This window comes from Paenibacillus sp. 37, from assembly GCF_008386395.1.
In the GTDB taxonomy this organism is placed as follows: Bacteria; Bacillota; Bacilli; order Paenibacillales; family Paenibacillaceae; genus Paenibacillus; species Paenibacillus amylolyticus_B.
Genome location: NZ_CP043761.1, coordinates 560,255 through 584,483 on the forward strand (window position 1 = coordinate 560,255; position 24,229 = coordinate 584,483).

The 24,229-nt window shown below is 47.6% G+C and carries 22 protein-coding genes; 15 read left to right on the forward strand and 7 right to left on the reverse strand.

Annotated elements, in window-relative coordinates:
• The first annotated feature begins 33 nt into the window (after positions 1–33).
• The gene (locus F0220_RS02705) at positions 34–885 is read left to right on the forward strand and encodes a serine/threonine protein kinase (protein ID WP_146117112.1); all 852 of its coding nucleotides are present in this window, start codon (positions 34–36) and stop codon (positions 883–885) included.
• 217 nt (positions 886–1,102) lie between these two features.
• On the opposite strand, the gene F0220_RS02710 is transcribed toward F0220_RS02705, so the two are convergent.
• On the reverse strand, positions 1,103–1,312 hold the full coding sequence (locus tag F0220_RS02710; RefSeq protein WP_074093270.1) for a hypothetical protein: 210 nt from the start codon (positions 1,310–1,312) through the stop codon (positions 1,103–1,105).
• A gap of 207 nt (positions 1,313–1,519) precedes the next feature.
• Between F0220_RS02710 and map the strand changes: the two genes are divergently transcribed.
• Both map and F0220_RS02720 read left to right on the forward strand, forming a co-directional pair.
• Complete coding sequence (gene map / locus F0220_RS02715) at positions 1,520–2,266, forward strand: type I methionyl aminopeptidase (RefSeq protein ID WP_091018494.1); 747 nt, start codon at positions 1,520–1,522, stop codon at positions 2,264–2,266.
• Positions 2,267–2,440: 174 nt separating this feature from the next.
• Positions 2,441–3,454 (forward strand): NADP-dependent oxidoreductase, encoded by a 1,014-nt coding sequence (locus tag F0220_RS02720; RefSeq protein WP_091018496.1) that lies wholly within the window; start codon positions 2,441–2,443, stop codon positions 3,452–3,454.
• A 120-nt stretch (positions 3,455–3,574) separates the two neighbouring features.
• Here the strand turns inward: F0220_RS02720 and F0220_RS02725 are convergent, their stop codons facing one another.
• Positions 3,575–4,060: a CcdC family protein gene (locus F0220_RS02725; protein ID WP_176873064.1), complete on the reverse strand. Its 486-nt coding sequence runs from the start codon at positions 4,058–4,060 to the stop codon at positions 3,575–3,577.
• A 217-nt stretch (positions 4,061–4,277) separates the two neighbouring features.
• Between F0220_RS02725 and F0220_RS02730 the strand changes: the two genes are divergently transcribed.
• From F0220_RS02730 to F0220_RS02740, 3 genes are read left to right on the forward strand one after another with little or no spacing between them, the layout of a single operon-like run.
• Positions 4,278–5,432, forward strand: a complete 1,155-nt coding sequence (locus tag F0220_RS02730) for a HEAT repeat domain-containing protein (protein WP_105601493.1) — start codon at positions 4,278–4,280, stop codon at positions 5,430–5,432.
• Positions 5,413–6,855, forward strand: a complete 1,443-nt coding sequence (locus tag F0220_RS02735) for a glycosyltransferase family 2 protein (protein WP_105601491.1) — start codon at positions 5,413–5,415, stop codon at positions 6,853–6,855. Before F0220_RS02730 ends, F0220_RS02735 begins: the two co-directional genes overlap by 20 nt.
• A gap of 53 nt (positions 6,856–6,908) precedes the next feature.
• Positions 6,909–8,039 carry a hypothetical protein gene (locus F0220_RS02740; RefSeq protein ID WP_105601490.1) on the forward strand — a complete coding sequence of 377 codons (1,131 nt, stop codon included), beginning with the start codon at positions 6,909–6,911 and terminating at the stop codon, positions 8,037–8,039.
• Between the two features lie 511 nt (positions 8,040–8,550).
• On the opposite strand, the gene F0220_RS02745 is transcribed toward F0220_RS02740, so the two are convergent.
• On the reverse strand, positions 8,551–9,123 hold the full coding sequence (locus tag F0220_RS02745) for a TetR/AcrR family transcriptional regulator (RefSeq protein ID WP_091018503.1): 573 nt from the start codon (positions 9,121–9,123) through the stop codon (positions 8,551–8,553).
• Positions 9,120–9,851, reverse strand: a complete 732-nt coding sequence (locus tag F0220_RS02750; RefSeq protein WP_105601488.1) for an MBL fold metallo-hydrolase — start codon at positions 9,849–9,851, stop codon at positions 9,120–9,122. Before F0220_RS02750 ends, F0220_RS02745 begins: the two co-directional genes overlap by 4 nt.
• 430 nt (positions 9,852–10,281) lie before the next feature.
• Between F0220_RS02750 and F0220_RS02755 the strand changes: the two genes are divergently transcribed.
• The gene (locus tag F0220_RS02755) at positions 10,282–10,746 is read left to right on the forward strand and encodes an RrF2 family transcriptional regulator (RefSeq protein WP_091018507.1); all 465 of its coding nucleotides are present in this window, start codon (positions 10,282–10,284) and stop codon (positions 10,744–10,746) included.
• 261 nt (positions 10,747–11,007) lie between these two features.
• Positions 11,008–11,634: a nitroreductase family protein gene (locus tag F0220_RS02760; RefSeq protein WP_076215923.1), complete on the forward strand. Its 627-nt coding sequence runs from the start codon at positions 11,008–11,010 to the stop codon at positions 11,632–11,634.
• 185 nt (positions 11,635–11,819) lie between these two features.
• Here the strand turns inward: F0220_RS02760 and F0220_RS02765 are convergent, their stop codons facing one another.
• Together F0220_RS02765 and F0220_RS02770 are read right to left on the reverse strand one after the other, a co-directional pair.
• Complete coding sequence (locus tag F0220_RS02765) at positions 11,820–12,503, reverse strand: S-layer homology domain-containing protein (RefSeq protein ID WP_091018509.1); 684 nt, start codon at positions 12,501–12,503, stop codon at positions 11,820–11,822.
• 144 nt (positions 12,504–12,647) lie between these two features.
• A complete protein-coding gene (locus F0220_RS02770; RefSeq protein WP_181155567.1) occupies positions 12,648–13,508 on the reverse strand; it encodes an AraC family transcriptional regulator in 861 nt (286 codons plus the stop codon).
• A gap of 233 nt (positions 13,509–13,741) precedes the next feature.
• On the opposite strand from F0220_RS02770, the gene F0220_RS02775 reads away from it, so the two are divergent.
• The 7 genes from F0220_RS02775 to F0220_RS02805 all read left to right on the forward strand — a co-directional run bounded on the left by F0220_RS02775 (position 13,742) and on the right by F0220_RS02805 (position 22,361).
• Positions 13,742–14,797, forward strand: coding sequence for a lactonase family protein (locus F0220_RS02775; RefSeq protein WP_105601485.1), 1,056 nt, complete (start codon positions 13,742–13,744; stop codon positions 14,795–14,797).
• Between the two features lie 237 nt (positions 14,798–15,034).
• The gene (locus tag F0220_RS02780) at positions 15,035–16,402 is read left to right on the forward strand and encodes a helix-turn-helix domain-containing protein (RefSeq protein ID WP_105601483.1); all 1,368 of its coding nucleotides are present in this window, start codon (positions 15,035–15,037) and stop codon (positions 16,400–16,402) included.
• A gap of 234 nt (positions 16,403–16,636) precedes the next feature.
• Positions 16,637–18,514, forward strand: coding sequence for a rhamnogalacturonan lyase (locus F0220_RS02785; protein ID WP_105601482.1), 1,878 nt, complete (start codon positions 16,637–16,639; stop codon positions 18,512–18,514).
• 482 nt (positions 18,515–18,996) lie between these two features.
• Complete coding sequence (locus F0220_RS02790) at positions 18,997–20,076, forward strand: sulfate ABC transporter substrate-binding protein (protein ID WP_105601481.1); 1,080 nt, start codon at positions 18,997–18,999, stop codon at positions 20,074–20,076.
• An 87-nt stretch (positions 20,077–20,163) separates the two neighbouring features.
• Positions 20,164–21,000 carry a sulfate ABC transporter permease subunit CysT gene (cysT, locus tag F0220_RS02795; RefSeq protein WP_091018517.1) on the forward strand — a complete coding sequence of 279 codons (837 nt, stop codon included), beginning with the start codon at positions 20,164–20,166 and terminating at the stop codon, positions 20,998–21,000.
• 67 nt (positions 21,001–21,067) lie between these two features.
• Positions 21,068–21,943: a sulfate ABC transporter permease subunit CysW gene (cysW, locus tag F0220_RS02800; RefSeq protein ID WP_105601479.1), complete on the forward strand. Its 876-nt coding sequence runs from the start codon at positions 21,068–21,070 to the stop codon at positions 21,941–21,943.
• Between the two features lie 178 nt (positions 21,944–22,121).
• Positions 22,122–22,361: a YezD family protein gene (locus tag F0220_RS02805; protein ID WP_036607453.1), complete on the forward strand. Its 240-nt coding sequence runs from the start codon at positions 22,122–22,124 to the stop codon at positions 22,359–22,361.
• Positions 22,362–22,467: 106 nt separating this feature from the next.
• Here F0220_RS02805 and F0220_RS02810 read toward each other — a convergent pair whose 3' ends face one another.
• Positions 22,468–24,108 carry an extracellular solute-binding protein gene (locus F0220_RS02810; protein ID WP_179198595.1) on the reverse strand — a complete coding sequence of 547 codons (1,641 nt, stop codon included), beginning with the start codon at positions 24,106–24,108 and terminating at the stop codon, positions 22,468–22,470.
• Positions 24,109–24,229 lie beyond the last annotated feature (121 nt).

The following is a 24,229-nucleotide window of genomic DNA, read 5'->3' on the forward strand; positions in this document are numbered from 1 at the left end:
GGCAACGAACTGCTCAGTATAGATAAAGACTGAGTGGATCAGGAAGCTGGCGTGGGAGGATCTGTGGAGCTGCGACGAATTGGGCAAAGATTGCTCGGACTATGGACGGATCGTCCTCGGCGAGAAGGCACGACCATTGCTGAGCGTTATACAATACAGGAATTGCTGGGTATGGGGAGTTATGGGCTGACATACCTGTGTACAGATGACCAGAACGGCAAGGAAGTGGCGTTGAAGGAGTCCAAACCTAGCAAGGGCAGACTCTCTGCACACCTGTTGGAGCGGGAGGCGGACGTGATGAGACTTCTGCATCATCCGGCAATCCCTGATCTATTGGATGTGTTCACATCCGGGAGACGAAGTTATATCGTTACCGAGTATATTCGTGGACAGACGCTGGAAGATTGCATATTTGAGCAAGGTCTTCGATATACGGAGCGGGAATGTCTGGAATTGGCAGGTCAACTGCTGGCTCCGGTGGCTCATGTACATGAGCAGGGATATATTCATGGAGATGTGCGGATTCCCAATGTTATTTTACGTGAAGGGACGGTGCATCTGATTGATTTTGGCCTGGCGAGACGCTTGGGGGAGCCGTTGTTGCCGGAGCTAAAGCAACGTATGCGTGAAGTCCCTGAGCCTGAAGATGAACCGGCTACACCGGATCATGATCTGCAGGATATCGGCCACTTTCTTCTCTTTATGCTGTATTCGGCTTATGAGCCAGAGAAGGGCCGTGAACCCGCCAGTTGGCAGGAGGAACTGAAGCTTACGCCGGAATTGCACCAGATGCTGGAGCGACTCCTTGGACTCCGGCCAAGTTATGAGGGTGGGGCGACAGAGTTACAGGCAGAGATTGAGAAGGTGTTGCTGAAATTACAATGAAATAAGCTTTATAGGCGGACCTATATTTGTTATCCGTGACCTCTTCGTATGATATCTATAGGGGTCTTTTTCCTTTTTACTATATGGAAACAATAAAGGGGTGTTCTGTTATCCGTATTTACGGCTAATAGAACACCCCTTTATTACATATTCATTTATTGTAGCGTCTAATAAGCAGGTGTAATCATTGCTCTTTAAAAGCAGTCGTGCGAGCCGCTTAGCTGGAGCTATATTTCCTGCTTTTGTAATACCCGGAGCCACTACGACTGTCCCGGTATTTCACATCCGAAGAAGAATAGCGCTTGTAGGAGCGCTTGCCTGAGGAACTGCTGTGACGTTTATAGGAGCGCCTGTCGGAGGAGCTATGACGTTTGCGGTGAGATGAGGATTTGGAATCGATAAGTTTGCCGATAATCTTCTTGAACATGAGCTTTCACCCTTTCGACTTCAACTGTTTTAAGCATATACGTGGTCAGATATGGAGGGGTTTCGATTTTTTCATGGATAATTGTATTCATTGGACAGGAGCTTGGCGTATAATAGGATGTTGCTGATTGCACGGAATTTTTTATTTTGAGCGTTTAGCGTTACAATAGAGGACAGGATAAGATTTTAACGGACAGGAGTAGTTATTATGATTACATTAAAGACCAAAGAACAGATTGAATATATGAAAAAAGCCGGAGAAATTCTCGCCGCATGCCATAGAGAAATTGCAAAGATGATTCGTCCAGGCATTACGACACAGGAGATCGACCAGTTTGCAGAAGCTTTTATGAAGAAAAATGGCGCTACGCCGGAACAAAAGGGATATAACGGATACCAATATGCGACATGTGCGTCGGTTAATGATGTGATCTGTCACGGGTTTCCGGGAAAATATGCACTGAAAGACGGCGATATCGTTACCATCGACATGGTGGTTAATCTAAATGGCTGGCTGGCGGATTCGGCTTGGTCATATGCCGTAGGTGAAGTGACTCCGGAAGCACAACATCTGCTGGATGTAACCAAAAAATCTCTTTACAAAGGCATCGAACTTGCCGTGGTGGGCAACCGGATCGGAGATATCTCCAATGCGATTCAAGTGTATGCAGAAGGTGAAGGCCTATCGGTTGTGCGTGAGTTTATTGGACACGGTATTGGTGAGAAGATGCATGAGGAACCACAAGTCCCTCATTACGGTCCGCCTCATCGGGGTCCGCGTCTCAAGGAGGGCATGGTTATTACGATCGAACCGATGCTGAATATTGGTACGTTCCGAAGTAAGCTGGATTCAGATGGATGGACTGCTCGTACTATGGATGGAAGTCTATCAGCCCAGTATGAACATACGATTGCGATTACGGCGGATGGTCCAGTGATTTTGACAGCACAATAATAGCCAAAAGCAGCTACAATGTGACGATATTTGCATATTTCAAGGCGGCCCACGTTTGTGAACCGCCTGTTTCGGTTTAAACTATTAAGAAGTGATAACACAGAGCCAGTGGTAAGTGATCTCAGCTGACAAGGGTTAACCTTGCGTCCACTTGGCAACAAGGAGGTAATTTTGGTGTCTTTAAATAAACAGATCGTACTTGCTTCTCGTCCCGAAGGTGCCCCTTCCAGAGAGAACTTCAACTTCATTGATGCACCTCTTCCTGAACCGGAAGCTGGGCAAGTCCTGGTACGTACATTATATTTGTCGGTTGATCCATACATGCGGGGCCGCATGAAAGACACAAAATCCTATGCTGCACCTTACGCGTTAAATGAAGTGATTAAGGGTGGGGCCATTGGACAGGTTGTGGAATCTTCGGAACCGAATCTGCGCAAAGGTGACCTCGTATCCGGTATGTGGGGCTGGCAGCAATATGCCGCAGTGAACACGGCCGATCTTTCGCTAATTGATACCGAAGAAGCACCAATCACGGCTTACCTGGGTGCGCTGGGCCTGACGGGTCTGACGGCTTATTTTGGTATGGAGGACATCGGCAAACCGAAGGACGGCGAAACGGTTGTTGTATCGGGAGCAGCCGGAGCGGTAGGCATGATTGCAGGTCAGATTGGTAAGATTGTGGGAGCACGCGTGGTTGGTATTGCAGGCTCTGATGAGAAATGCGCTTATTTGAAAGAAAAGCTGGGCTTCGACGTGGTGTTGAACTACAAGAAGGAGCAGGATATGTCAGCGGCCATTGAACGGGCTTGCCCAGATGGTGTAGACGTCTACTTTGACAATGTGGGCGGGGACATCTCGGATGCAGTCTTGCGCCACATCAATCGGAATGCACGTATTCCGTTATGCGGTCAGATCTCGTCTTATAATCTGGAGAAGCCGGATATCGGGATGCGACCACAGACGTTGCTGTTAACAAACACAGCATTAATGAAAGGTTTCCTGCTGGGTGACTATACGAAATCCTTCAAGGAAGGCCGCGCCAAGTTGGCGAAATGGATCAAGGAAGGTCATCTCCAGTATGAAGAAAACATTGTGGACGGGTTTGAACAGACGCCTGAAGCTTTTATGGGCCTCTTCTCTGGAGATAATCTGGGCAAGCAGTTGGTTAAGGTTGCAGATCCGGAATAGATATCGAACGATGTACATGTACAATTAGGTTGAAAACGAAAAGACACGTTCTGCACACCAAGGGTGCGGCAGAACGTGTCTTTTTTATCTGTAAATCTGTGCGTGGTCTATGTAGGGTGACTAGTGTTCGGCGACCAGCACTTCTTTGTAGTGTTTGTACATATATACACGCCAGCGTACAATCATGCCAAAAGCCAGCAGGAAGAACAATCCACCTGTTTGCGGAATACTTACATATCGCTGAATGACTTCATGCAGGATCAGGCGTACGGCCAGCAATCCAAGCAAGATAAAAGCAAAGCTGCGAGAACGTGTTGCAAAAATTTCTTCACCTACTCGTTCAAACCGTGTACTGCGAATGAGGGGATAGGAGAAGAGGAACCAGCCCACCAGAAACGCAATGAATGCCCAGAGTAGAGGAACATGTGTCTCCGGTACAACAAACATGAGAAATCCTGTGCTCATGCCGAGCGGAGGAATAAGGATTTTGCGAATGGTCACCGGTCTGTGACTGGCTTTCATGCGGATGAAGATGGCAAGCAGTGCCATGACGAGCATGCCCACGGTTGCTCCGATTTGCAGGTAGTACGGACTGATTTGAGCCACGTAGAACTCCCTCTTTCTGGAATAATATGTTATCCGGAGATCCGGAACCCAGTACGAATTGCCGGAATTTTCAGTTCCTATTATATCACAAACGCAGAAAGCCGATAGAAAGCTTAGTGTATCATATACCCGATATGTATTCACAGGGTGTATTTGAAAATTTTGTATTATTGTGCCCGTTGTAAGGCTGTTTATTCGATTAAGGGGAAATCATGCAATGATTGGACAACAATGGATGTATATCATACTTATCGGCTCACATCATAGAGGGTGGCTTGTGGGTAATACAGATTGGTTAGTACATGTGGTCAGCCTTGTATGTGCAAGTGTACTAGCTTTTTTGCTGGTTATCTACGGTTACATCTTATGGATGAAATATAGCAGTAGGCGCAGGGAAAAGGTTAAGACGGCACTGATGCATGAATTACTTGCAGAAGGTTCATTTCTACAGCGGTACCTGAACGAGGGAGAAATTGGCGTAAACTTATTGAATATGAGTGGAGATCAACAGATCGTTTTGCAGCAATTGTTATTGCAACGGCTCGCTCAAGGTCCCGCAGAGCATGAGATTTTGCGAATTCGTCTGTTATCTTGGCAAGTCTTTGGAAGCTCATACCGATTGGTTTTGAAGACGGGAAAGTGGAGTGAACGGGTTAACACGTTGTTATATATTGAACAGTTTCATATGGTGGAGCTTCTGCCCAGGTTAGAGGATATGCTGCGGGTTACTTCCTGTACGCCGCTTGAACGTTTCATCATTTTACGCATATATGCCAGAACCGGTTATTTCAGAATCGTTAAGGAATTGTTGCGTGAGCAATATGTATGGTCCGATTCGCAGGTTCTGCAGATTCTGCTGTTGCTTACCGATTCATCCTGGACACGTTTGAAGGATCATTTCAAGGATGTATCTTATCAAGTCCAGTGTAATATCGTCCAAGCCATTCGTATTCGGGATGACCAGACGGAGGGTGCTGTTGTTCTACTGGAGAAGCTCATTCTTGGAGAGGATGCATTGCTGCGTACCAATGCGTATCAGGCATTGGCTCAAGTGGGCAGAGGTCGTGAAGATTTGCTGAAGGGGCTATTGCTGGTATGGAACGAATCTGGTGAGGAGAGGCAACGCACTGAAAGACTAACAGTGACCCAGCTTATGGGTACTATTCATGCGGATGCTTTTATTCCTAGACTGAAGGTGATGATGGGTGATCCTTCCTTTCAGATCCGACAGGAAGCTGCGAATTCCCTTGCCCGGTACGAGCAGGGAATTGACGAACTTCGGGATACGGCTGTAAACCATCCGGATAGATATGCAAGGCAGATAGCGGAAGAAACGCTGGAAAGGATGCAGTATGGACGAAAGATGGATTGAGATGCTGCGGAGTTTTGTTTTAGCATGTTACGAGGGTATATTTATCTATCTGGTGTTAGCGATTGTGATGTGCAGTGTTCTGGTAGTTGCTGCCGCTCGTACATTGATCCTGAGAAGGGATCTGGACCCGCTGCAATATCATGAGATGTTGGATGAAGAATTGGCTCCGGCGGTATCTTTGCTTGTCCCGATGCGTAATAGCGAGGATACGATCGTACAGCGAATTAACTGTCTATTGGATATTCAATATGCACGTTATGAAGTTATTATCATTAATGATGGATCAGAGGATGCAACAATGCCGCGGTTAATGGCAACCTATGATCTGATGCCCATTCGGAGTAAAGTTCATTACTCGGGACTCGTCCAGGAGACGGCTCAGATTAAATGTGTCTACCAATCCAGGCTGCATCATCGTCTGATTGTGATCGATAAGGCGTATGGAGGACGAATGGACTCCTTGAATGCAGGTCTAAATATCTCGCAATATCCTTATATCGCCTCTGTTGGACCCCGGACATTTCTGGAACGGGATGCATTGGTGAAGATTATGAAACCCGTTATGGATGCTCTCCCAGGAGAAGAGGTCGTTGCTTGTAGTGGACGATTAGATCTTATGGCCCCCAGAAATACGGCTCATACAGATTTAACGGAAAACAGCACAAGACTTACGGACAGTACGTTGCATGTAATGCAGACCATTGAATACGTGCGTGCTTTTTTGATTGGTGGTGTGGGACTTGTTCGTTACAATATTAATGTGCTTTTATTTACGGCCCAAGTATTCGGTGTATTCAAAAAGAACCGGGTGTTGGAAGTTGGGGGTTACAAGCGCGACGACCAGGTCGCTCACATGGAACTGGTGATGCGGTTACAGAAACATATGAAGCGGATCAAGGAACGTGGCCGTATTATATATATTCCCGATCCGATCTGCAGGGTAGAAGTACCCGGTACATGGCGTCAACTGTGTAGACAGCGTATCGGTTGGCACATGCAGCTTGCAAGCAGTCTATGGACTCAGCGGAGCATGATCTTCAATCCGGCCTATGGCTGGATGGGGATGGTATCCATCCCGTATTTTATTCTGATCGAATTGTTGGGACCTGTGATGGAACTGGGAGCGATTTTGTTGTTCATTGCAGGCATAGGGCTACAGTTGGTGGATATCAACCTATGCATCATTCTCGCTCTGCTGCTGACGCTCTATGGTTCACTGTTGTCCGCTGGTATGGTAATGTTCGAAGTATGGTGTTCACGCAAAGCGTACACGTCCAGAGCAGTGACGCGTCTGTTATTGTATGCTTGTTCGGAGACGTTCTGGTTCAGACCGCTGAACAATATATTCCGTATGTTTGGCATTTTGCAGGCTATGGGATTGAGGAAGGAAAAGGAGAAGGAGATCAGGAATGGATTGGGGTAATCTAACGGCAATCCTGGTAATACCTTGGAACAGAGCAAGGAGGAAGACGCTTCATGAAAAAAAGTTACAGGCCAGCCACGATGTGGACGCTGGCTTGTTTTACAGTGGTATCGGTGGTGCTGGTTGTCCCCTGGATTATGTGGCAATCCCAGGCCCCTGTTCCACTGAACATCATGATTATTGACAAGAGCAGACCGGACTTGTCCTATCAGGGGCACAAGGGGTTGGTCTGGCTTTTGAATCAACAGAAAATTGTACAGCACACAGGGGAATACTACTCGTATGAAGAGGATTATTACGGCTATGATCTTCAGGACGGGCTTCCACGAATGAAACAACTTCTGCCTGATGAGGTGACAGACACGGATCTGATCTATCTGACGGCAAATCGGAGCAGTCTGTCTGCACACAAGAATGAACGGAAACAAGACGGAATATATGAAGGATTAACGATATATGATGCGCAGAAGATTCGCGAGGCTGCGTATAAAGGGGTAACGATTGTCGCCGAATACAGTGCATTGGCGAATACGGCTTCGAAGATGACCAAGGAGCAGCTGTATCCCATCTTGGGAGTGAACAGCACTGGATGGCAAGGTAAATCGGTATCTAATCTGCAAAGTATAGAAGAAGTCCCCCGGTGGGTTCGGGCGAATTATGAGCAGCGGGAGAAGAAGAAATGGTCATATTCCGGAGCGGGTATGCTGCTGATACATATGGATGGACAAGTCATGGTACTGGAGAAAGGTCCGGATGTGAAGACAGGAAATGTACAAGTTGCATTTACACCGGAAGGCAGCGATTGGAGCGGTATAACCCAGGATATACATTACAATGGCTGGTTCGATATCATTTTGCCGCAACAGCAGGATTCCATATTGGCTTGGTATAAGACGGATTTGACGAAGGAAGGCGAGCAGAAGCTGGTGGGTGCAGGAATTCCCGCGGAATTTGCTGCACTTGTCCGATATGACGACTATAATCGGTCCTATTACATGGCAGGGTCCTTCGGAGAGATGAAGCATTATTCTTTCTGGCGCCGAATCAAAGGATGGGAGGTCGTCCGGTCCAAGCTTACGCCCGATCAGAAAGATATTCCGGACATGTTCTACTGGAAGGTGTACGTGCCCGTGATGAAGCATATTTTAAATGAAGTGCAGGATGGACGGCAGCAATGGCCATAGATAGGCTATCGAGAACTTTTCGATGGAAAGAGGGAAGCTAAAGTCCATTCCACCTTTCGAGAGGAACGGGAGATGTACATAATAGAGAAGTGCGTCGTTGTGAGCGGCAAAAGTGTGGTTGAGAGACAGGGTACCCGCATAATCAATGCAATTTGGAGCATGAACACTCCGTATTTAGAGTCCATAACACAATGTGAGTCTGGACGTGTGCCGCTATGATGAGTGGACGAGTGTCTATGACAAGGTGATCTGAAGCACTGTACGTAGCAAATTCTAACGAACTCAGCACCTCTTATTTGGCCTAATTTGGTAGGTTGGTAAATATAACGAATCACAGACACGTTAAATGACGGAATATACTCATTATTCCTGTCCCGCTGCCAGTTTTCTGCGAAATAGGACGTGTGGAGTTCGTTAGATTTCAGTTAGTCAGTGAGCAATGTGTGGAAGGGTAACGTAAAAAGGACTGCAGATCCTCTGCAGTCCTTTTCACGATGCAATACGTGCCATACTAGTCCTGGTGAAGATGCCGGAGTCCGTGCAGGAAGGCGGATACGGTTAGACGCAGACTTTCGTCCGGATCAAAGTTCATGCCGAAGCCGCCTTGTGCCTCAATGGAGGCAAATCCATGGCAGAGGCTGCGCAAACCACGAACGGCGTGTAATGCTTCCGCTTCGGTTAGTGGGTAGGGTTGCAAGCTGTGCAGCAGCAACTCCAGCGTGGCTGTGCTGGCTGCGGCGAGCTGTGGCTCTTCGCGATCAGGGGCATGAAATGAGGCTTCATACAGCCCGGGGTGCTCGCGGACGAAGCCAATGTATGCCGCAGCGATGGCCTGAATGGCATCGTCGCCTGTGCGGTCAGCGGTAGCCGCGGTTAATGCGCGGCTGAGCTGTTGTACGGACATCAGCGCCATTTCCTGGCGAAGCCCGGGAAGTCCGCTGATGTGGTTGTAGAGCGATGGCGAGCGCACATCCAGCCGCTGTGCCAACGCGGCCAGTGTCAGCGCCTGAAAGCCGTCGCTGTCAGCAAGCTGGGCCGCGGCGCTGAGCAGAGCGCCGCGATCCAGCCCTTGCCGGGGGCTCATAGTTGCCCCCCGGCAAGATCAAACCGCTGCTGTGCATCAGCGGTAGACGCGCGCATGGCGGCCGCGGGCTGGCGTAGCATCAGTCCGTGGCCTACAGCCAGCACGGACGGTTCCAGCTCCGCCAGGCGCTTCGCGCTGGCCAGAGCCGCTTCGCGGTTCCACGTCGCCAGCGCGGGGAACGGGAAGAGCGGGCGCACGCGGCCGGATACGGCAAGGCCGCCTTGCAGCTGGTACGCGTCGCCAGCGATGAGCACGCGGCTGCGCGTATCCATGAAGGACATATGCCCCGGCGTATGTCCTGGTGAGGCAATGGCGACCAGTGAACCAATCTGGTCACTGTCATCCAGCAAGTGGTTTGGCTGGGTGCGCACCGCTTTGGGCTTAGGCACCCCGCCGCGTATCGGGGTTTGTGGCTCACCGGGGAGAAGGGAAGTATCACCCGCCAATAGACGGGCATCCCGTCTGGAGATGAAGACCTCGGCTTGAGGCAGTGCTTCTGTGAGATGATCCAATGCACCAATATGGTCGCTATGCGCGTGAGTCAGAATGATCTTGGTAATGGGCTTCCCAAGGGACTGGGCAGTTGCCAAAATCCCTTTAAGACTGAATGGTATTCCGGCATCAATCAGGGTTAATCCATCTTCCTCTTCAACCAGGTATACGTTCACAGGGAAGAGTCTTGGAAAAAATGTAACTTGAACGACATCAAATTCTCGGGTAATACGCATCGTTAAACCCTCCTTAAAACTAATGGTATTAGTATAATAACTAATGGGATTAGTTTTAGCAATACCTGTTGTTCATTTTATTTAAATAAAAAAAATTTAAAATAATGATGCACTTTACAAAAAAAGCGTTTTCAAATTGAAGATTACCGATTATAATAATCACGTAAGCCCTTTCATATGTCTATCTTATTGGAGCCCTTCGCGTAGCGGAAGGCTCACTTTTTTGTTCTTTTTGGATTAAAATGAAGACGGGATGTTAATCCTAGCTTAATTATGTTTATGAGCTGTAAGTATTGGTATATCAGGAAAAATCACGTTTGATCTCCATGCTGGGTGAAAGTTGACAAACATAACTGTTATTCATATAATGACAGTTATACTTACCTTGGGTTGGAGTTCATCGGTGTTGTAAGCCGGGAAGGAGTAAGTTATGAACAGCGAATTTACCATAGCGGTGCATTGTCTTGTTTTTCTGTCGATGAGAGATGAGTGTATGGCCAATAGTGAAGATTTGTCCCAGAGTGTGGGTACACACCCGGCCAGAGTCCGTAAGGTACTTAGTGTTCTGCGCAAGCATGGTTACCTGACGACCAAGGAAGGTGCTCATGGTGGGTACTTGCTTAGCCGTCCAAGTGAAGAGATCAAGCTGGGAGAATTGTACAGACTGGTAGCTGGTGGTTCACTCGGTCCCAACTGGTGCTCAGGGGAGTCCGGTTCATCGTGCGTGGTATCTTCCAATATGCAGGATGTGATGGGGAACATCTATAACGGAGGCGAAGAGGCGCTCAGCGCTTATTTTGACCGTATATCTATTCAAGATGTGAAAGAGCGCATAGGTCATGGGGAAGGGATAACCTTGTCGCTGAATGGATTGCCTGCAAAGGAGAAGTCCTGACGGAGTCCACAACGAATGCTCCTTCATGACATGGCTTTGGTTTAGTCAGGCGTGGTGGACAAGTTATGGTATTGGCGTGTGCTCCGGTGAAAGATCCATTGATGTTCTCAGGCGATTCCGGGCATAACGTGAACACAGATGGGGAGAGATCGTCTGCGCTGATGTTATTTTCGGAAGGCAAATCCTTGATAGAGTATAATTCAAGATCACCTTGCGAAAGTAAAGAAGTATAAACAATTTAGATTCTGGGGAGTGGAACACATGTCAGGCATTGAAAAAAATGAAACACTTCGCGTTATTAGCGAACGCCATGCTGTCAAAAAGTACGAAAAAGGGTTTGAATTGCCTGAAGCTGATCTCAATGCGATTCTGACAGCAGCTGCGGAAGCACCATCTTCATGGAACCTGCAACACTGGAGATTCCTCGTAATTGAATCCGAAGCAGACAAAGCGAAATTGCTGCCAGTTGCTTATGGTCAAAGTCAGATCGTGGAAAGTTCAGTTACGATTGCTGTTCTTGGAGATTTGGAAGCAAACCGTAACACCGTAATCTACGATCAAGCTGTTGAAGCAGGCGCACTGACTGCTGAGGTTCGTGACGCATTGGTTGGACAGATCAACGGTGCTTACCAAAGTCCGCAAATCGCTCGCGATGAAGCGATCCGCAATGCATCTTTTGCTTCCCAAAATATTATGCTTGCTGCACGCTCCCTGGGTTACGATACATGTCCAATCGGTGGATATAATCCACAAAAACTGATCGAAACATTCAACATTCCTGCACGATTTGTGCCAACGTTGTTGATTACTGTAGGTAAAGCTGCACAGCCAGCTCGCCCGTCAGGACGTTTGCCGTTGTCTGAGGTTGTTGTTAAAGGTTCTTTCTAAGTTAGAAAGTTAAATCTGATGATTTTGCATCAGTGATATAAGTATAATTCAAACAGCCGCACTTTCCTGTTGAGGGAAGGTGCGGCTGTTTGGCATATGGAGGTTGTATGGAAAAGTCCACTAACGATGACTCCAATCGAGCGGATTCACCATTCAATTGAGTTCTTACTTCCACCATGAAAAGATTACTTCTCAGGTGTTTCCGGGATTTGTGGTGCATGGAACGATTCCATGTACTCGATTGCGTTATACATCATCACTGCTGCTTCGGCACGAGTAATCGTTTGTTTGGGATTAAAGTTTCCGTCGGCATCCAGTTCATTGATTTTGAGAACGAGTGAACGTTGAATGGCACCTTGATACTCTGGAGTAAGTTGCTGTTCGTCGGTAATGTCCACAGGTTTGATATTAATCATCGGCAGACCGCCTTTGGCCTCGATGCCTTGCATCAGGAACAGGGTGAATTGTTCACGAGTAAGCGGTTTGGACGGATCGATATCCTGTGACATCTGAATGCCATTATATTGTGCGCGGATAAATGCATCACTGTACCATACGCCATCTTTTACTTGAGAGAAGTGGTCACTTGGTAGCGGCTGTTTGATAAAACGAATCGTGTCCAGGTTCAGATTCAGTCCGTCCGCAATCAGTTGAATGCCCTGAGCTGTATTTAACTCCAGTTCGGGTTTGAACAAGCTGTCGCTCACACCTTTGATGAATCCATCCTTATGGAGAGATTCGATTTTGTCTGCTCCTGCGATACCTTGAATATCCGTGAATTGGACCTGCGCAGCGCTGATCGGGCCTGCACTTAGAGACAGCGTGAGCAGAGCTCCTGCAGTTAATGTAGCAAGTATATTTTTTTTCATGATAGGTTCGCCTCACTTTTCCAGGGATGATCCCTTTATATAAAAGTTATTTGCTCCTATAGACGACCCTTCTGTTCAAAAGGTTGCTGCAATTTTCCAACTGAATTCATATCATTTAGAATGGGCTAAGTGAAGGCACTGCCTCTAACCTTTGGATTTATTTCGATAATCTGTGGGTGAACGTCCCATCATTTTGCTGAACAGACGGGAGAAGTAGTACGGGTCTTTGAATCCAAGCTCGGAACTGATCTGCTTCACGGTCCAATCGGTAAAATCGAGATAGCGGCAGGAATGCTGGATCTTGAGCCGCAGAAAATAATCGATGGGCGAATGCCCCGTAGCTTGCTTGAACAACTGTGAGTAATGAGGGACAGACAGCCGCGCGTGAGCCGCCAGTTCCTTCAGGGTGATTCCATTCTCCAGGTGCTCCAGCATATATTGAACGGATTGTTCAGCCGCACGTTTGCTGCTCACGATCCCACCATCTGTTCCTGTCGTCTCGGGTCCATAAGCGAGCATACCAAGCATATAACCGATAATCTGGGATGCATATGTCATCGTCTGCATGGAGTAACCCGTCTCTAGCGCGCCGTAACATTCATGGAACAGCTCGAGCCATTTTTGAGCCTTGGCCGGTGGCATCGTAGTAATATGATGAGTTAACAAGGGTTCTATGTAGGATAAAGCATGTTCCCCGCGCAGATGAATCCAGAAGATGCTCCATGGTTCAGCTGCGTTGGCACCATACACATGAGGGACATATGCAGGTAATATAACGAGGTTTCCCGGGCTGACATCATATGTCTTGCTGCCATCCATCGTATACCAGCCTGTGCCTTGGACACAGTACATCAGAATGTGTGATTCACAACCATCGGGACGATCACGGTAATGATGCTCCGCTTCGTGAAAGTAACCGATATCGGTAACATATAATCCGGACGTGACCGGATAAGCTGCGGTTTCTTGCAGCAGGGAGTCCGGAAGAACAATGAGTTTTTGCATACGAAATCCGTCAGATTTACGCTGTAGGGGTGGTCTGTTGTTAGGTCTCATACTTTGTATTATGGTGAGAGGCGATAAGGGAGTCAATGACAGATATGAGGGCGCACACCGGGTTGTTATCGATTTAGAAAGCCACGTTACAGGAAGTGAAGCAGTTGCCCGTGAATTGGGTAAGTACATATCAGTGGGAAAAATCAGAACAGTGAATATACAGGATAAGGGAGAGATTAGATATGGAACCAGTCACAACTCAGGAAACACTTTTCTATACAGGTACGTATGCGTCAGCGGATGAACCAGGAATATACCTATGTGCGTTGAATGCGGATACAGGAGAGATGCGAATCGTCAATCACATGGATGGTGTGGATAATCCGTCTTATCTGGCGCTATGCCCGGATGGAAATTGTCTGTATGTGGCGAGTGAGACGGACGAGGGAGAGGTGTTGGTCTATCGGAGAGATACGGCAACGAGTGAGCTGCACCTGATGGATCGAAAACAGACCAGAGGGGCTTCTCCATGTTATGTGTCTGTCTCCACAGATGGTCAGTGGGTGTTCTCATCCAACTATAGCAGCGGCAGTGTCAATGTATTCCCGGTTGGCGATCAGGGGACGCTTGGTGAGATGAGTGCATGGGTAGAGCACACGGGAAGTGGAATCAACGAAGAACGCCAGGAAGGGCCGCATGCACACTCCATTCAGCCAGATCCGTCCGGACAGTATGCTGTCGTATGTGACCTCGGTCTGGATCAGATCATTGTGTATCGGTTGGAAGAGGGACGTTTGGTTACCCATCGTGAGATGGATCAGCCACCAGGCGCAGGGCCAAGGCATCTTGTGTTCCATCCCAACTCAAAGTGGGCATATGTAATTAACGAATTGAACAACACGGTTACGGCATTCCTGTACGATGAGCGCAGAGGTGAGTTCACTACAGTGCAGCACATTTCCACACTTCCAGAAGGGCATAAAGGAGAGGGTACGGCTGCAGACATCCGTGTATCTCCATGTGGACGTTTCCTGTATGCATCCAATCGGGGAGATGACAGCATCGTACTCTATCATATTGACCAGGAGAGCGGTGAGTTGGAAGCCGTAGAGTGGACGTCCACGATTGGGCAGACACCGCGTAACTTTAATATTTTGCCGGGTGGAGTTCTAGTCGTGGCGAATCAGGACAGCAATAACCTCGTAGGTTTCCAGATCACCGAAGAAGACGGACGTCTGACACATAATGGATTCAAGCTGGAACTGCCTCGTCCGGTATGTATTGCTCCTGTGGTATAAAAGTTGTAATACGGTGAAGTGAACGTGGAATATTACATCTAAAAAGTGGTCTATAAGCTGTGAAATCATGGAGAAACACATGGTTTTACAGCTTTTTTTAGTCTTTTATGCGATTAACTTGAAAATAGTGGCAATTATCACATTTTTTTATTGACCATTGTTCGAACGTTCATTATGATCAGAATATATAGTGATTAAACCTAAAATCTGGATGTTGCACGAAGGGTGGTGCTTTCCTTGGAACCTGCAAATTCAATTCGGGAGCAATTAATCCAGTTTATCGATAAGAACAGCATGACGCTCTCCCGATTCTCGGACGTATCTGGCATTAATACAGGCACAATCAGTCGTATCTTACATGGAAATCGTCCCATATCTGTGAGTCAGTTAATTGCGATCTCATCAGGAATGGGCGTGGCAGCAGATCATTTTTTTGCCGACTATGTGGAAGAATGTTTTGCTTATTCCGTATCCATGAGGCGGATTAGACCGTTTATTCTCCGAAGTGCGGAGCTGAATCGGCTGGACTGCATTGAGCAGATTCTTCATCGGCTACTGGACGACCTCGATTACGCAACAGAATTATATGAGATGGCGGAACAATTGTTTGAACGAAATCAGCGGTCTGCGGCGGCATTGTTATATAAGAGTGTGAGTGAAGTTGAGAAATATCAGCATTCTGAACGGCTTGCGATGTGTCAATATCGGTTGTTTCTCATTGGACAAGGAGAGAACCTGGAGGAAAATCTAAGGACAGCTATCTTGTTCGAGCCCTATGTTGACCGGCTGGATGAGGGATATCAGCTGGAAGCCTTCAAAGATCTAATTCATGTTTTTGGTTCGGTAAATAAATGGAGCGAAGTTAAAGATATCGCTGACAAGATGTTACACTTAGCCAAAATTCAATATGATACAATTAATCTTTTGGAACGACAAAATCAGGAGTGGAAACAAACAGTGCGGCCACTTTACTTTTATATACTATATGCTTGGTTGATTCAGTCAACGGTATTCGAGGAGCAGGGAGACTATACCAAAGCATTAGAACTTGTGGAGCTGTATGCAAGTGGAAAGAGCTGGGTACGGGAGGACGATGAAGAATCTCGACGTGTGCTGAAGCAATTCGAAGAATGGGCGACGGCTAATAAGTACCTCTATCAGATGTTATCTGGAGATCAGAAGGTTGTTAAAGAATATGCAAATTACATCACACAATACCCAGAGGAGATTTTTTTGGCATTACGTTATATCATCCAGGCAGCGAATAAGTTTAACTGGAATATTGATGATATTTTAGAGCGTTTCTCGGATTATATTCCCTTACGTACATACAAGACAGAATTTGGACAATACAACTCTTCAATGATGGATCAAAATTATGCAAAACTTCTAGGGGAATTGGCGCTATACTATCTAAATCACAATCGCGATGTTGCAATAAGTCGAATTTTAGAAGGATTAAACTTCTCTATCCAAAAGAATAATGATCTCAATTTCATTAAATATGTCATAGCTTTTCTTGAAAAATACCTTAGTAGTGAAGATCATGAAGACAAAGAAAAACTTAAATTACTAATTCATGAGATGCAGCGCATCAATGCTTAATACTAATACTTTAGTACTGATTCTATTTAGTATTATGATTACACTGTAATATACGTTATGAAGTCGAAGGAGAAATCCTTCGGCTTTTTTTATGTGCTATCCATTCAATTACTAAATTAGACCTATAGATGGAATTATATGTTTAATTTAAAATGAATATATTAAAGCGCTTACATATAAAATGGCGCTACAAGGGCAGCGGGCTTACCACTACAATTGGGGAGGCAATTGTTTATGGGAAATCGATCATCATTGTGGAAGCGCACATTACGTACAGCCGGAGTATCACTGCTGAGTTCCGCGTTACTGGTCACTTCGCTTGGCTTTGGCAACACGCAAGTAACACATGCAGCGGGTGCAAGACAGATGGAATATCTCGATCGCGGCGTGGTGGCTGTGAAGACCGGGACAGGTGTGTTTGTCAGTTGGCGGCTTCTGGGAACGGAAGGATCGAATGTATCGTTCAACGTCTATCGGGATGGAACCAAGGTGAACGCATCGCCCATAACAAATAGCACCAACCTTCAGGATGCAAGCGGGACGAGCAGTTCCAAATACACGGTTCGCGCAGTAGTCAGTGGAACGGAGCAGGCTGCTTCAGCGGCAGCGAGCGTATGGGGCAACAACTATCTATCTGTACCGCTCAGTGTACCCGCTGGTGGGACAACGCCCGATGGAGTAGCCTACACTTACAGTGCCAACGATGCCAGTGCAGGTGATCTGGATGGTGATGGTGAGTATGAATTGATCGTGAAGTGGGACCCCTCCAACTCCAAGGATAACTCCCAGAGCGGTTATACCGGGGAAGTGTTTATCGATGCCTACAAATTAAACGGAACACGCCTCTGGCGAATTAGTCTGGGCAAAAATATCCGTGCCGGTGCTCACTACACTCAGTTCATGGTGTATGATCTCGACGGTGACGGCAAAGCCGAGGTTGCGATGAAAACAGCCGATGGCACCAAGGATGGTACTGGTGTGGTCATCGGGGATGCCAGCAAGGATTACCGCAATTCCAGCGGTTATGTGTTGTCTGGTCCCGAATTCCTGACGGTATTTAATGGACAGACTGGCAAAGCGCTCTCCACGGTGAACTACGAGCCGGCGCGTGGCAATGTATCCAGTTGGGGGGATAACTACGGCAATCGGGTGGACCGATTCCTTGCGGCCATTGCCTATCTCGATGGCGAGCGCCCAAGTCTGGTCATGGCTCGCGGGTATTATACGCGCAGTGTGCTCGTGGCCTATAACTGGCGGAATGGACAGCTGACCAAGCAGTGGACATTTGATTCCAATACCTCCGGTAACTCGGGTTATGCCGGGCAAGGTAATCATAATCTGAGTGTGGCGGACGTAGACGGAGATGGGAAAGACGAGATCGTTTATGGTGCCATGGCGGTGGATGACAACGGCAAAGGATTGTACACAACAGGACTTCATCATGGTGATGCCATGCATCTGAGTGATCTGGACCCGGACCGCCCTGGACTTGAGGTATTTCAGGTTCATGAGACACCGTCCAATGCCGGCGTTGAATTCCGTGATGCAGGTACAGGTCAGTTAATCTGGGGAGTCAAAACAACAAAGGATATTGGACGTGGCATGGCGGCAGATATCGATCCAAGATATAAAGGTGCCGAAGTATGGGCAGACGGCAGTCTGTACACAGCCAAAGGGCAGAAACTCGGGACAACCCTGCCTTCCTCCACGAATTTTGGGATCTGGTGGGATGGCGACCTGCTCCGTGAACTGCTGGACAGCAACCGAATCGACAAGTGGAATTATACCAACAGCACAACGATGAACCTGCTCACCGCATCCGGCGTTTCTTCCAACAACGGGACCAAGTCTACGCCGAATCTGCAGGCCGACCTGTTTGGAGACTGGAGAGAGGAAGTGGTATGGCGGACGAATGACAGCTCAGCGTTGCGGATCTATACTACAACAGCAGTTACGGACAAACGCATCTATACGCTGATGCATGATCCAGTGTACCGTCTTGGCGTCGCTTGGCAAAATGTAGCCTACAATCAACCGCCACACACCGGTTTTTATCTGGGAGAAGGCATGAGCACACCACCAGTACCCAATATCCGGTATGCGGGCAGATGAGGAATGGACAAGGTGTGGCCGTCCAATTCTGTTTATGTTTACAATAGCCAGCGAAGCATGGGATTCGATAAGGGAACAACGGACGATGGTTCGTTGTTCCTCTTTTTTTTGCCAATAGCCAAGGAATACGGTAAAAATCGGAAAAAACGTTTGACAGGTATATAGACTGCCTTTATTATACGTATATAACTTACTAAACAGGTAGGAATAATAAAAATGAACTTGTTTTCATTGTGAAAACAGTCATTTTACAGACAGATGCAACCATGCAACCTGAACAGAATAACGTTCTCACCGTATAGACGGAGGAACACCGCAGCGCATCCTTTCCAGATGGAGCATGCACGGCCTTTAAGCCGGCATGACTTTATGGGGAGAAGTGCGCGGGGGTTCCTCCGTCTTCTTGTTTTTTTACGGGGCGTTTGATCCTGTTCAGCCGGCCTGAGGTAGTCATGCAGATTGATATCGGGGGAGTGTTATTTATGAAAAAGAGAATTCATAAGGGTATTTTGGTTGGTCTGGCACTGGTGTTAACAGGGGTACTGGCAGCATGCGGATCGGATAGCGGCGGGTCCAGTGCGACAGGAACATCGGGGGGAGCGGAAGGTGGCAAGGAAGGGGCCAAGGCCATCGAGCTGCTGAATGTTTCCTATGATCCAACGCGGGAACTCTATGAGCAGTATAACAAAGCGTTTGCGGCGCATTGGTTGAAAGAGAAAGGACAGGAAGTAACCATCAAGCAATCCCATGGGGGATCGGGCAAACAAAGTCGTTCTGTTATTGACGGACTGGATGCAGACGTGGTGACACTGGCATTGGGATACGATATTGATGCGATTGAAGATAAAGGTCTGATTAATGAAGGCTGGCAGGACAAATACGAGCATAACAGCTCTCCGTATACCTCTACGATTGTGTTCCTTGTACGTAAAGGCAATCCCAAAGGTATTAAGGACTGGGATGATCTGATCAAAGGGGATACCCAAGTCATCACCCCGAATCCCAAAACATCCGGCGGGGCGCGCTGGAACTATCTGGCGGCATGGGGATATGCCCTTAAGCACAATAACAATGATGAAGAGAAAGCGAAGGCATTTGTTGGTGAATTGTTCAAACATGCGCCTGTACTGGATTCGGGTGCTCGTGGGTCTACGACAACGTTTGTTGAACGTGGCATTGGTGATGTGTTGCTTGCCTGGGAGAATGAAGCTTTCCTATCGGTAAAAGAGCTGGGTCCGGACAAATTCGATATTGTCGTGCCTTCGGTTAGTATCTTGGCTGAACCACCCGTTGCGATTGTGGACAAAAATGCAGACAAAAAAGGAAGCCGCGACGTGGCGGACGCCTATCTGAAATATTTGTACAGTGAAGAAGGACAGACGATTGCCGCTGAAAATTATTACCGCCCAACGCTGGACAGCGTGGAGAAAAAATTCAAAGATCAGTTCCCGGCGCTTGAACTGTTCACGTTGAAAGATGTGTTCGGCACATGGCGGGATACTCAGGCCAAACATTTCAATGACGGTGGTATCTTCGACCAGATCTATGTTCCGGGCAGCTAAGGTTGCTCTGTTCAATGAACACTCGATCAATCGCGCTGTGAGCGGCCAACCAGCCTTACCGGCTGAAGGCAGAGAGGATGAACGTGCATGAGCAAGGTGATGGTGACGCAAAGACGCACATTGCCGGGATTCGGATTAACGATGGGTTACAGTGTGCTCTACCTGAGCCTGGTTGTACTTATTCCACTGGCTGCGCTGTTATTTAACTCAACAGGACTGACGTGGGCAACCATGATTGAGGTTGCGACCAATCCCAGGGTGCTGGCTTCCTTCCAGGTCAGCTTCCTAACCGCAGGTGCAGCGGCACTGATTGATCTCGTGCTGGGGTTACTCCTGGCATGGGTGCTTGTTCGGTACGAATTCCCGGGCAAAAGGCTGTTTGATGCGGTCATCGATCTGCCTTTTGCCTTGCCGACAGCGGTAGCAGGGGTTGCTCTTACGGCGATCTATGCCGGCAATGGCTGGATTGGGCAGTTTGTAGAGCCTTTGGGTATCAAGCTCGCCTATTCACAGGCCGGGATTACGCTGGCGCTGATGTTTATCGGCATTCCGTTCGTGGTTCGTACGGTGCAACCGGTATTGGAGGAGTTGGAAGCGGAGGTGGAAGAAGCTGCTGCCACACTGGGCGCAGGAAGATGGCGGATATTCCGTACGATTCTGCTGCCGGATCTGATTCCACCGCTGCTGACGGGTTTTGCTCTGGCTTTCGCCCGGGGCATTGGCGAATATGGCTCGGTTGTATTTATCTCAGGTAATATGCCGATGAAAACGGAGATTGCTCCCTTGCTGATCATGGCCAAGCTGGAGCAGTTCGATTATGCAGGCGCTACAGCTGTAGCTTTGCTGCTGCTGCTGGTTTCTTTCATCCTGCTGCTGATCATTAATTCCTTGCAGCGTTGGAGCCGGAAGGCGGGCAGGGCATGACGATGAAGCATGATGGGATATGGATAAAATCAGATGTCACTCACCCAAACCAAAGGAGGTGCAGCATATGGCGGGTTCTGTCCCACTGAGCCCTGTTCCACCCGTACGAGCTGGCCGCGGAACAAACCGTGCAACAACGGAAGCTCCATGGGTCAAATGGTTATTAATTGGACTTGCAAGTCTGGTATTATTGTGGCTGCTTATTCTGCCGCTGGTGATCGTGCTCATGGAGGCCCTGAAACAGGGCTGGGGTGTGTACATCGCCGCTCTTACCGAGCCGGATGCCATGTCTGCACTGAAACTCACGTTATTGGTTGCGGCGATTACGGTGCCGCTGAATACGATATTTGGTGTGGCCGCTGCATGGGTCATTACCAAGTTCCAGTTCAAGGGCAAGGGACTCATGATCACCTTGATTGATCTTCCCTTTTCGATCTCACCTGTGGTGGGCGGATTAATCTTTGTATTGGTCTTTGGTTCGAATGGGTGGTTTGGGCCGTGGCTGTCTGAGCATGATATCAAAATCATTTTTGCGCTGCCAGGCATTGTCATTGCGACACTGTTTATTACGTTCCCCTTTGTAGCCAGGGAGTTGATTCCACTCATGGAGGACCAAGGAACCCGGGAAGAAGAAGCGGCCGTTACACTGGGTGCTTCCGGGTGGCGAATCTTCTGGAGTGTAACCTTGCCCAACATCAAATGGGGACTGCTATACGGTATTATTCTGTGTAATGCCCGTGCTATGGGCGAGTTCGGAGCGGTATCTGTGGTGTCGGGACATATCCGTGGGGAGACGAATACGCTGCCGCTGCATGTGGAGATTTTGTACAACGAATATCAATTCTCGGCTTCATTTGCCGTAGCTTCCTTGCTCCTGATTCTGGCTCTCGCCACGTTGTTGCTCAAGAGCTGGCTTGGACACAAAGCGGTTTCAGAAAAGTGATACAAAGCGGATCAATTTCATAATATGAGAAGAAGAAAATACAGATTGACAGCTACTGGAAGCCCTGCTAATGTATAAACCAAGTATATGGGTTGGATAAGAATGATTTATAAATCCGTTGGATGACACCGCACGTAGGAATATGGCGGGCAGTAGCCCGAGAAGAGGAGGCGGCTCTATGGCTAAGCCGTTAAAAGTGGATGAGGTATGGTTGGACCGAATTGCCGGACAGCTGAATGACATGGAGTTTGGTTCTTTGCACATCGTGGTGCATGAAGGTCAGATTGTGCAGATGGAGCGGACCGAACGCAAGCGTTTTGAAAACACGCCCTCAGGCAGCGCCTCCAAATCCGGAAGCACGGCACGAAGCAGTTCAGCCCGTTCACTACGCGGATCAAATGCGAGTGCGAAGGGATAGAGAGTGACGTGGCATGAGGGAATCAAGGATAGGTGCATAGGAACACAAATGTATACTTTTCAGAAACTCATGGGAAATGCATAATGCATGTTCCAAACCGTTATACCTATTGTGCGCGACTTGTCTCCATATGCTCCTTATACCAATCATTCGCTTCAAGTAGCACCTGTTGCCCACCTGCATCCATGAATTCTTCCACAAAGGTATCAAAATACTCCACAGGCTGATCGCCAGTGATAATAGAGATGTACGCTCTGTCTCTCATGCGAATCAATTCAGATGAATATTGAATCAGGGCAGGGGTTGCAACCTCCAGGCGATTATAGATACCATTCTCCGTCAACCCTGCAGATGCAGCCCACTGTTCACGTTTATCCGAGGGCGTACTTGGAACCGTCATGCCGATACTTGAGCCGATCATATTCATATAATTCTCCATTCTGTTGTATGGGTAAAGTAAATGGAACGAGTTTGAATCTTCAGCGCTCCAATTCCAGTGTTTTCCTGGAAGGCCATACTCCATTTTGATTTGCTCCTCCGGATCGGGGTTGGCACTTACATAATCGAGAATCTCCAAAATTTTCTCCAGTTTTCCCGGCTCCTTCGCAGCCTCAGCTCCTATAGCAATAAAATTCATCAACAGATTGTTCCCTTTTGAACCGCTATGTCCATCAGGACCAATAACAGGAGAACCAAATACAACTTCTGCAGTTGCGTTCTTTTGTAACAGCTCATTAACATTAAACGAGGCCTCCACTGGAGTTTCTTGGCCATTTTCATTAAGGACACTGTAGTCTCCCTCTTGATTCCAATGATAATAGTTGCCCATCGAGGTCATCCCAATTTTTCCATTAATAAAAGCATGGGATAGATGTTTATATCCACCTTTATTTTCGCCGGTTATGAACTCAGGGTCGATAATCCCTTCCCGGTACCACTTTTGCATATAAGTCAGGGCTTTTTTCATCTCCGGCTCCAAAGCGCCGATCACAAGTTGGTTGTTTTTTTCATTAAAATACAGTTGCTCGGTGAAAACGGACTGTCCAAAAGCGCCAAACACGACATTTAAGCCCTCTCTGGATAGGCCATACGTATCCTGTTTACCATTTCCGTCCGGATCACCTTTGGCAAAGGCATACATAACCGTTTCAAATTCATCTAATGTCTTGGGCACCTCCAGACCAAGCTGCTTAAGCCAGTCCTCTCGGTATACAACAGGGGTTCGATAGATGTTGGTCTGATTAATGGCTGGAATTCCATATAAGGAGCCGTTTATTTTTCCATACTCTAGGTAACGTGAATCATAATCGCGAATGCGTTGTACGATATTTGGCGCATATTGTTCAAGGACTTCCGGAGGAATTTCCGCTAAGACCCCTTGCATTTGATACTTAAGCAGATCATGCGGTTGTCTGATTCGGAACAGATCGGGTATTTTACCTTGAGCAAGCTCCAGATCAAGCAGTTCCTCGTACCGCTTGTTTTCAAGATTCCACACCTTCAGATCGACATCAAACCGATCCTCAATATAGGCAATCATCTCAGCGTCCTCAGGAACAGGGATATTTTGATGCATGGTCCAGGATATCGTATACTGCGGTGCTGTATCTTTCTCAGCGCTTGCCAGATGGTCCTGCTGTTGCACTTGTGCTGTTTCTCTCCCTAAAAAGGTACATCCACTTATAAATACGAGAAGGAGGAGCATTGCGGAATATAGCCATAGCTTTCTTGACAGGTTAAGGTTCATAGCAGCTCCTTTCCTAATTTTAATTCTATATAGCTTCAATTTAACATTTACACAAAAACGGAGAGGACAGAAAGAACCTGAAGAAGCGAAGCGTTCGCCTTTATTCCCGGATTTCCCCTTT

Coding starts and splice junctions, on each gene's coding strand:
- F0220_RS02710 (WP_074093270.1), bottom strand. CDS start 1,312: ATGTTCAAGAAGATTATCGGCAAACTTATCGATTCCAAATCCTCATCT.
- map (WP_091018494.1), top strand. CDS start 1,520: ATGATTACATTAAAGACCAAAGAACAGATTGAATATATGAAAAAAGCC.
- F0220_RS02730 (WP_105601493.1), top strand. CDS start 4,278: ATGATTGGACAACAATGGATGTATATCATACTTATCGGCTCACATCAT.
- F0220_RS02735 (WP_105601491.1), top strand. CDS start 5,413: ATGGACGAAAGATGGATTGAGATGCTGCGGAGTTTTGTTTTAGCATGT.
- F0220_RS02740 (WP_105601490.1), top strand. CDS start 6,909: ATGAAAAAAAGTTACAGGCCAGCCACGATGTGGACGCTGGCTTGTTTT.
- F0220_RS02745 (WP_091018503.1), bottom strand. CDS start 9,123: ATGAGCCCCCGGCAAGGGCTGGATCGCGGCGCTCTGCTCAGCGCCGCG.
- F0220_RS02750 (WP_105601488.1), bottom strand. CDS start 9,851: ATGCGTATTACCCGAGAATTTGATGTCGTTCAAGTTACATTTTTTCCA.
- F0220_RS02755 (WP_091018507.1), top strand. CDS start 10,282: ATGAACAGCGAATTTACCATAGCGGTGCATTGTCTTGTTTTTCTGTCG.
- F0220_RS02760 (WP_076215923.1), top strand. CDS start 11,008: ATGTCAGGCATTGAAAAAAATGAAACACTTCGCGTTATTAGCGAACGC.
- F0220_RS02765 (WP_091018509.1), bottom strand. CDS start 12,503: ATGAAAAAAAATATACTTGCTACATTAACTGCAGGAGCTCTGCTCACG.
- F0220_RS02770 (WP_181155567.1), bottom strand. CDS start 13,508: ATGCAAAAACTCATTGTTCTTCCGGACTCCCTGCTGCAAGAAACCGCA.
- F0220_RS02775 (WP_105601485.1), top strand. CDS start 13,742: ATGGAACCAGTCACAACTCAGGAAACACTTTTCTATACAGGTACGTAT.
- F0220_RS02785 (WP_105601482.1), top strand. CDS start 16,637: ATGGGAAATCGATCATCATTGTGGAAGCGCACATTACGTACAGCCGGA.
- F0220_RS02790 (WP_105601481.1), top strand. CDS start 18,997: ATGAAAAAGAGAATTCATAAGGGTATTTTGGTTGGTCTGGCACTGGTG.
- cysT (WP_091018517.1), top strand. CDS start 20,164: ATGAGCAAGGTGATGGTGACGCAAAGACGCACATTGCCGGGATTCGGA.
- cysW (WP_105601479.1), top strand. CDS start 21,068: ATGGCGGGTTCTGTCCCACTGAGCCCTGTTCCACCCGTACGAGCTGGC.
- F0220_RS02805 (WP_036607453.1), top strand. CDS start 22,122: ATGGCTAAGCCGTTAAAAGTGGATGAGGTATGGTTGGACCGAATTGCC.
- F0220_RS02810 (WP_179198595.1), bottom strand. CDS start 24,108: ATGAACCTTAACCTGTCAAGAAAGCTATGGCTATATTCCGCAATGCTC.